7 protein-coding genes are annotated in these 8338 nt (G+C 57.0%); all 7 read right to left on the bottom strand.

The window, feature by feature from the left end:
- Positions 1-209: 209 nt before the first annotated feature.
- The 7 genes from C8D92_RS13110 to C8D92_RS13080 all read right to left on the bottom strand — a co-directional run bounded on the left by C8D92_RS13110 (position 210) and on the right by C8D92_RS13080 (position 8336).
- The gene (locus C8D92_RS13110) at positions 210-1616 is read right to left on the bottom strand and encodes a mannose-1-phosphate guanylyltransferase/mannose-6-phosphate isomerase (protein ID WP_116919609.1); all 1407 of its coding nucleotides are present in this window, start codon (positions 1614-1616) and stop codon (positions 210-212) included.
- 341 nt (positions 1617-1957) lie between these two features.
- On the bottom strand, positions 1958-2326 hold the full coding sequence (locus tag C8D92_RS13105; RefSeq protein WP_095611937.1) for a histone-like nucleoid-structuring protein, MvaT/MvaU family: 369 nt from the start codon (positions 2324-2326) through the stop codon (positions 1958-1960).
- Between the two features lie 272 nt (positions 2327-2598).
- Positions 2599-4008: an MBL fold metallo-hydrolase RNA specificity domain-containing protein gene (locus C8D92_RS13100; protein WP_116919608.1), complete on the bottom strand. Its 1410-nt coding sequence runs from the start codon at positions 4006-4008 to the stop codon at positions 2599-2601.
- Between the two features lie 75 nt (positions 4009-4083).
- The gene (locus tag C8D92_RS13095; RefSeq protein WP_409456183.1) at positions 4084-6036 is read right to left on the bottom strand and encodes a polysaccharide biosynthesis protein; all 1953 of its coding nucleotides are present in this window, start codon (positions 6034-6036) and stop codon (positions 4084-4086) included.
- A gap of 33 nt (positions 6037-6069) precedes the next feature.
- Positions 6070-6621: a sugar transferase gene (locus C8D92_RS13090; RefSeq protein WP_095611940.1), complete on the bottom strand. Its 552-nt coding sequence runs from the start codon at positions 6619-6621 to the stop codon at positions 6070-6072.
- Between the two features lie 18 nt (positions 6622-6639).
- Positions 6640-7563 carry an NAD-dependent epimerase/dehydratase family protein gene (locus C8D92_RS13085; RefSeq protein ID WP_207775183.1) on the bottom strand — a complete coding sequence of 308 codons (924 nt, stop codon included), beginning with the start codon at positions 7561-7563 and terminating at the stop codon, positions 6640-6642.
- The gene (locus C8D92_RS13080; protein WP_207775182.1) at positions 7560-8336 is read right to left on the bottom strand and encodes a glycosyltransferase family 2 protein; all 777 of its coding nucleotides are present in this window, start codon (positions 8334-8336) and stop codon (positions 7560-7562) included. Before C8D92_RS13080 ends, C8D92_RS13085 begins: the two co-directional genes overlap by 4 nt.
- Positions 8337-8338 lie beyond the last annotated feature (2 nt).

Below are 8338 nucleotides of genomic sequence, written 5' to 3'. Positions count from 1 at the left end.
CGCTTCAGTGATTAGGCAGGCGCGCGGCGAATCCTCATCAGGGCCAGAGGCGGCAACGCCGCCTCGTCAACAGGCCGGATATATGGCAGCAACCTATCCCTCATCAGACTCTGGAGCCTTGCAAACGGGGAGGAGACCATATATGGATTCCGTGGCCGAATCTTCTTTTTTCCGGGTCTTTCCGCGGTTTCCGCGGCAAAAAAAATCCCTCACTCCCGGTCATACGCATCCTCAAACCGCACAATGTCGTCTTCGCCGAGGTAGCTGCCGGTCTGGACCTCGATGAGCTCCAGTGGGGTCGTCTCCTGGTTGCTCAGCCGATGCATCTGGCCTTGGGGGATGTCGATGGACTGGTCGACGTCAAGCCGGAAGGACTCGCCTTCCCGTTCGACGGTGGCAATACCGCTCACGATGACCCAGTGCTCGGCGCGATGGTGGTGCTTCTGGAGAGAGAGCGACCCGCCGGGATGGACGGTGATGCGTTTGACCTGGAATCGCTCGCCACTGGCGATCTGATCATAGTATCCCCAGGGCCGATGAACATGCCGGTGCTGTCTGTGCTCCTCGCGTCCGTCCGCCCGCAGCCGCGCCACCAGTCCCTTGATGGACTGAACACGGGCGCGATCGGCGACCAGGACGACGTCGTCGGTTTCAACAATGACGTGATCCTCAACGCCTAATGCGGCGACCAGCCGCCCATCCGAGTGGATGTAGGAGCCCGTGACGGATTCGGTGATGACGTCTCCTCGGCAGACATTGCCGTTCGCATCTTTTTCCTGAAGATCCCAGAGCGCCTCCCACGAACCCACGTCACTCCACCCGGCATCCAGCGGAACAACCACCGCCTCTCCAGTATGCTCCATGATCGCGCAGTCGATGGAATCCGCCGGGCAGGTGTCGAATGCCTGGTGCTCGACCCGGATGAAATCCAGGTCGGCGGAACGCGCTTCCCACGCTTGGCGACACGCCGCCAGAATGTCCGGACGCCACTTGCCAAGCTCCTCCAGATACCGATCAGCGCGGAACAGGAACATACCGCTGTTCCAGTAGTACTCGCCGCTGTCCCGGTAACGCGCTGCCGTCTCGGCATCCGGCTTTTCCACGAAGGCATCGACCCGGGCACCCGCGCCTTCCTGGACACCGGCGCGAATATACCCGTACCCCGTTTCGGCACTGCGGGGCGTCACTCCGAAGGTCACCATCTTGCCCGCCCTGGCCAGTTCATCCCCTTCCCCGACCGCTTTCAGGAAAGCCTGGCTATCCGACATTGCATGATCCGACGGCAACACCAGTAACAGCTCACTGGGTGACCGGGCTGATGCGTCCAGAGCGGCCAGAGCAACGGCCGGCGCGGTGTTACGACTTTCCGGCTCCAGCAGCACGCTCCAGGACGTCGTCGGCATCTGTTGATTCAAATGCTCCGCCACCAGAAACCGGTGCGCTTCCGACGTCACCGCCAGCACGGATGGCTTTGGATCGAGCCGCTGCGAGCGTGCGACCGTTTCCTCCAGCAGCGACTGGCCGCCGGTCAGGGGCAGGAATTGCTTGGGAAACGTCTCCCGGGACATCGGCCATAGCCGTGTACCAGAGCCGCCGGCCAGTATGACGGCAATCATTGGATGTCAGTGTCCATTCCGGTTCCTGTTGTCTGTTGAGAATCAACGCCGCCAACCATTGAAAGGGCATTGCAAACGCTAACGTAGCCGAACATTTATGTTCGGAGCGGCCGACAGGCCGCCGAGCGCTACTCCACACCCCGTTGTTTGCAGGGAGCCTCACGGCTCCTCCGAACATAAATGTTCGGCTACATTAAAGAGGGCGGGACCTTTTACAACACCCTATGAATATTCGGCGACATTGACGACGGCGTCTTCACCACTCATCCGCCCGGTGAAGCGCCAACGAAAAAAGGCGCCACGCGGGCGCCTTTCTCGAAAACGATTCGTACCGGTGACGATCAGTCCTGACGCCAGCTCTGAACCGTTTCCTTGCCGTGCTTTTCCCGCCACTGTTTCAGGGTCTTGTGGTTGCCGCCGCGGGTCTTCACCACTTCCCCGGTATGCGGGTTCTTGTAAATCTGCAGCGGGCGCTTGGGGCCGGAGGCGCCGGCAGACGAGGCCTTACCCGGTACAACGGAAGGGTCAATCGCACCCAGAACCTGGAGCACGTCTTTCGCGGACTTGTTGTATTCGTCCATCAACCCACGAATCTTCTCTTCAAACTCCAACTCGCGCTTTAGCGTTTTGTCCGCTTCCATCTTGGTGATTTCCTCAGACAGCTGCTCCATCAGCTGTTTCTTCTGGTAGTAATCACTAATCTTTGCCATTGTTTCTTTGCCTTTTCAATCCGGTTTGATTGTCTGGAAATCCTGAACCCGTGATACCCGATCCGAATCCCTGGACCCGTCACGATGGAGACTTTTCAGAATACGGTCATTCATCGTATTTCACTGGTTTTTACAACGCCCCACAAACTTAAATAAAGTTACGTCGATTTTCAAATTAAAAAATAAAACGCTGTTAATCGAGGTGCATTATTGGCGGCGATCCGAGCAATGATTTCGGAAATTCAGACCCACATTGAACCCCACGCTCGCTATTATTCACCCGGAATCAAAACCCGACGATATCCAATAGTCTCCAAACGATCCCGAAGGGTCTCTTTGGCAGGACGCTCGCCATGAACAAGACGGATTTCTTCCGGTGGCCGTTTAATACCCTGAATAAAACGAATCAGATCGTCCTGCCCGGCATGGGCCGAATAACCACCGACCTGGTGAATACGTGCCCGGATCTCATAACGCTCACCATCCAGTTCAACCCAGCCACCCGACGGACCATACTCCAGAATGTCCCGCCCCGGCGTGCCGGCGGCCTGATAACCAACGAACAGGACATCGTTACGCGGCTCCGACAACATGGCCTTGAGGTAGTTCACCACCCGACCCCCCGCACACATCCCGGAGCCGGCCAGAACCACGCAGGGGCGGTGTGAGCCGGCCAGATAATCGACCGCTTTTAGATGGTCGTCGTGGTCATCAATCACCGTCAGCTGATCGAACGACAACGGGTGACGGCCGGACTGGACCAGCGTCTGGGCCTCGTTGTCCCAGAATGGTTTGAGTTGGCGATAGATCCGGGTGAAGTTGGCCGCCAGCGGTGAGTCAACGACGATCTCGAGTTCGTTCCAGTTCAGCGCGTCACCGCCCTCTTCCGTCATCACCGGCGATACGCCGAACTCCACAATCAGGCTCTCCAGCTCGTACAGCAACTCCTGGGTCCGGCCGATACTGAACGCCGGCACCAGCACCGTCCCGCCATCGGCCAGAGCGTTTTCCAGCACCGTTTTCAGACGATAACGCCGGGTCGCACGATCCTCGTGATTGCGGTCCCCGTAGGTGCTTTCAATCACCAACCGGTCGGCTCGCCCCGGGGCAGTCGGTTCGGGCAGCAACGGCGCATGCGGCGCGCCCAGGTCACCACTGAACACGACCCGCTCGCGTTGCTGGCCACTAAGGGCGTCACACTCCACATAGGCCGACCCGAGGATGTGGCCGGCCGGCTGCAACCGAACGTCCAGCTGTGCATCGGCTTCATCAAAAACCGTGTGCCACTGGCCATAGGACAACGGCACAGTGCGCTCCCGAATTCGGTCCAGCACGCGTTCAATCAAGTCCCGGTCGCGGGTGAAGCCGATCTTCAGGGCGTCTTCCAGAATTTCCGGCAACATGATCGCCGAGGGCTCCGAACACAGAATGGGCCCCTCAAAACCGGCTGCCAACAGGTAAGCAATGCGCCCCACATGGTCGATATGCACATGAGTGACCACCAGCGCACGGAGGTGCTCAATGGGAAAGTCAACGGCAAGGTCCGAAGCGCTGGCGCCACGTCCCTGCTCCTGGCCCTGGAACAGGCCGCAGTCGATGAGGATACCAGCCCCGTCGACCGTCAGTTCATGGCAGGAGCCGGTGACGCCGGTCGTGGCGCCGTGGTGGGAGATCTCTATCACAGGATGTCCTTATCGTTGTTTCCAAGGCGTGCTCAAAGTCGCTCCCAGTCATCAACTGGTCTTTCAAAACGCGTACTACAGTCGCAGGCGTCTTACCTTGGCTGAGTCCTCGGTCCCGGCGACCTGACCAGCCGCTAGTTTCTGATTGGCAACCAGATCGCAGGTATCCCCCGATGACACATAGCCCGTCGGCGCTTCCTGCAACAATTCGATGACCGTCTGGCACTCAAACTGTCGACTGGCCTGCTGAAGGCGCTCCAGAAGCAGATTCAGCTCGGACCAGGGCATTGAGACTTCACGTGCCTTCATGATCCGCGGGTGTGCCGTACCCTGAGGGTCATCGCCAATCAGCAATTCCTCGAACAGCTTTTCTCCGGGACGAAGGCCGGTGAAAACGATCTCAATGTCACCATCCGGACGCTCATCGGTTTTCTCGGTCAGCCCCATGAGGTGGATCATACGCGCTGCCAGATCCGCAATCCGAACAGGCTCGCCCATATCCAGAACAAACACCTCTCCGTCACGCCCCATACTGCCGGCCTGAAGAACCAGTTGGCTGGCCTCCGGGATGGTCATGAAATACCGGATGATGTCAGGGTGGGTGACGGTGACCGGCCCGCCATCCCGGATCTGATCCCGGAAAAGTGGTACGACCGACCCGGAAGAACCCAGCACATTGCCAAAACGCACCATGGAAAACCGGGTCTGCTTCTGACGCTCGGCCAACGCCTGTAACACCAGCTCGGCCAGACGTTTACTCGCTCCCATCACATTTGTCGGGCGCACCGCCTTGTCAGTCGAGATCAGGACGAACCGCTCAACCCCGGCCTCAATCGACGCCTCTGCGACACTCAACGTGCCGAAGACGTTGTTCTGAACGCCCTCGATCACGTTCTCCTCGACCAACGGGACATGCTTATAGGCCGCAGCATGATAGACCGTGCTGACGCTAAAGGCCCGCATCACCGCTTCACACCGACGCTGAAGCTTCACCGTACCGAGCACTGCGTGAAGATCGACACCCAGCCCTTCAACATGGTTAATGGTCGACAACTCCCGCTCGATGTCGTACAGGGCGTATTCCGAGCGCTCGAACAACACGAGGCACTGCGGGCGGTGTCGGAGTATCTGGCGGCAGAGCTCAGACCCGATCGACCCACCGGCTCCTGTGACCATGACGCTTTTGCCCTCGATATCCCTTGCGACAGACTCCGAATCAGTAATGACCGGGTCTCGCCCGAGAAGATCCTCTACGTCCAGATCTCGGATGTCATTGATGCGAGCCTGACCGGCAACAAGCTCCGACATTGAGGGAACCGTCTGGACAGGAACAGAGAGCGATTCAAGGCGGGTGATCAGAGAACGACGGCGACGGGCTTCGGTATCGTCCAGGGCCAGCAATATCCGGTCAACTGAGTGCTTACGAATTGCTGACTCGACGTGGTCAACGCTGAACACCGGAAGCGCATTGATGAGAGTTTTGTGCCCGCCTGGTTCAGTGGTCACAAAGAAAACTGGACGGTACTCAGTCCCTTGAGCGAGAGCTGAGGCCAACTGAAGCCCCGTTTCTCCCACACCAACGATCGCGACTCCCTCCAGATGCCGCCTCCGGGAGTGACTGACGAGCATGCGAACGCCCAGGCGAGTACCACCGACAAACGAGAAGGCCATGGCGCCATAGAGAACAGGGACTGAGCGCGGCAAAAGCGTCTGCGTTAAGTAACCAATGACAATCATCGATAGCGCGGAAACAAACACACCACCGATGATCGTTACGAGCGCGCGATCGCTCATGTAACGGATCACTGCCCGATAAAGTCCCAGCTTCACGAACGTTGCCAGCGTAACAATCAGCGTCAGGGCAAGAGTCATCGCCTGGCCGCGATCTGGCGTCCAGTTGAGATTCTCCAGACGCAAGGCGTATGCGCACCACATCGCCAGTGAAAGGAAGCAGGCGTCAGAGAGGAGAGAAATCAATCGTTTCTGGAAGCGGGGAAGCCTAAGAAAGAAATCAAACACGTCATTCATCCTGTTTTTGGCGCCGCCAAAACCACAGCGGCGCTATCGTCGTACCTGGTCACCGCTCCCTCTCCCCAACGCAGTCGCAATCAAATAGCGAAAGTAAGACCTTACGCTCAGGGATTCCAGCATCGTCGCGTCTGTCTCTGCCAGCCGGTCAGGAGTAGACATGTCAATACCACTAATCTGAGCGAGCCCGGTGATACCAGGGCGAGCCGCAAGGACACCCTTTTTGTTACGGCTTTCTAGTAACTCCACTTGATTGAAAAGGCAGGGACGTGGCCCCACCAAACTCATCTCCCCCTTTAAAACGTTCCAGAGTTGCGGCAACTCGTCGAGCTTCGTGCTACGAAGAAACTTTCCAAACCGAGTAATGGAGTTACCGCTAACCAAGTGGCTTGCAACGGATTCTGTATTCACAGGCATCGTCCTGAACTTGATCAGGATAAACACTCGTCCATCACGACCAACGCGCTCCTGACGAAACAGTGGAGCCCCGGTGTCAAATATCCCAACCAAATAAATGACAAGCATGACTGGACCGCCCAAAAGCAGGCCCATCGCTGAGAGAAGCACATCCCAAAACCGGATCAACTAAAAACCCCTCGTCTACTAAAGGAAACATCGCCTTAGGCTCTCCTCAACGGAATACGGGGGGACCCAACCAAGAGCCTCCTCCACGTCAACACCATCAACAACAAGGGAGTCAAGCAGCGACTGCGCAGCATTTTTCTGGCCAGTTGCAACAAGAATCGTACGCAGAACACTCACAGGGAATGGCATAAGCCTTGGCTTTCTCCCCATCGCATTCCCGATTCTGCGAATAAAATCAGTCGTTGAAAGGTCCTCACCGTCTTTTACAAGAAATACTTTCCCAACCGCATTCGGATGATCAAGGCACCGGACGATTACATCCGCGAGATTATACACCGAGATAAACGATCGTTTGTTCCGCACCGTTCCCAATGGCAAAGGGATGCCATTGCGAACCCAGCGCGCCAAACGATCAAAATTACCGGGTGCGCCAGGGCCGTACACTAGAGGTGGGCGAACAATCACAATTTCCATATCTGAGAACGCCCCGGCATCCCGCAACGCCTCTTCCGCCCAGAATTTTGAGCGCGCATAAGCCCCGTGGGGCTCAGGATTTTCATCGGCGATGAAGGGTGAACGCCCACGTGTACTGGCACCACTGACGCCGACAGAGCTGATGAAGATGAACCGCTTAACACCTGCTTCACTGGCCTGGACAGCAAGGCGCTTCGTTCCGAGGCCATTCACCTGATGCACCTCGTCCAAATCGCGCGATAAGTTGTGAGCACTGGCGGCGAGGTGAATAACGACGTCCTGCCCGGCGACAGCATCGGCCCAGTTTGTTCCTTCTCCAATCTCGCCGACAGTAATCTCATCATCACGTTCATCGCTTGTTGGAGTCCTTACTGCCCTCAACAGCTGTGTGTCAGGGCGTTCAGACCGAATCATCCGACAGACATGTCTACCCACAAAGCCTGAGCTTCCGGTTACTAAGACCTTCATGACAGAGACTCCGACTCGCCGTGCTGATACTTGTTGCGGGCGTTCATCGCGTAAGTCAGGCATCGCCATACGCTTTTCAGACGTCCGTAATGCAGCCGGTGGCGGTAGATATGCCAAAAATAAGTCAAAGTCCGCCATTTATTCGATGAGACCGAGCCTGACCTGACACGGTACTCCGCCAGGGGCTGGTCTACGCCGTGAACCTTGCCACCTTCAGAGAGGATATCGAGCCACAACGCGTAATCTTCATGCCCACATTCCGGGAAATACCGTTTACCCAATCTGGCGCGATCGTAAATGGCCGTCAGACAACCAATGGTATTGTGTCGAACCAACTCCGAGAACGATGCTTGCTGGGGCACAGAGAGCTTTCCGATTCTGTTCCCGGCGTCATTGATGACCCAGTATCCACAACAACCGAGAGGCGCACCACTCTCCGTAAGCGCCTCCACCTGAATCTCCAGCTTCTCTGGCAACCAAGCATCATCGGCATCGATAAATGCCACAAAACGCCCTTGAGCCCTCTCTGTCCCCACATTGCGAGGCTTGGCCGGGGATCCGGAATTCTCCGGAAGCTTGATGACGCTAATCCTCGAATTATTTTCGTATTCTTCGACAGCAGCAAGGGACTCATCAGAAGACGCATCATCAACGATTATCAACTCCCAGGCTGGGTAGGTCTGAGCAATCACGCTCTCCACTGCCTGACCCACGTATGCCTGCGCATTATGAAGCGGCATAATGATCGACACCAATGGCTTTTCTTCCAGCACAA

The sequence above is a fragment of the Tamilnaduibacter salinus genome (assembly GCF_003096655.1).
Lineage (GTDB): Bacteria > Pseudomonadota > Gammaproteobacteria > Pseudomonadales > Oleiphilaceae > Tamilnaduibacter > Tamilnaduibacter salinus.
Note: the sequence above shows the minus strand (reverse complement) of the source record. Positions and strands in the feature narration are given on the sequence as shown.

Excerpts from the sequence above, each read along its gene's own strand:
- C8D92_RS13110 (WP_116919609.1), bottom strand. The coding sequence starts at position 1,616 with ATGATTGCCGTCATACTGGCCGGCGGCTCTGGTACACGGCTATGGCCG.
- C8D92_RS13095 (WP_409456183.1), bottom strand. The coding sequence starts at position 6,036 with ATGAATGACGTGTTTGATTTCTTTCTTAGGCTTCCCCGCTTCCAGAAA.
- C8D92_RS13105 (WP_095611937.1), bottom strand. The coding sequence starts at position 2,326 with ATGGCAAAGATTAGTGATTACTACCAGAAGAAACAGCTGATGGAGCAG.
- C8D92_RS13085 (WP_207775183.1), bottom strand. The coding sequence starts at position 7,563 with ATGAAGGTCTTAGTAACCGGAAGCTCAGGCTTTGTGGGTAGACATGTC.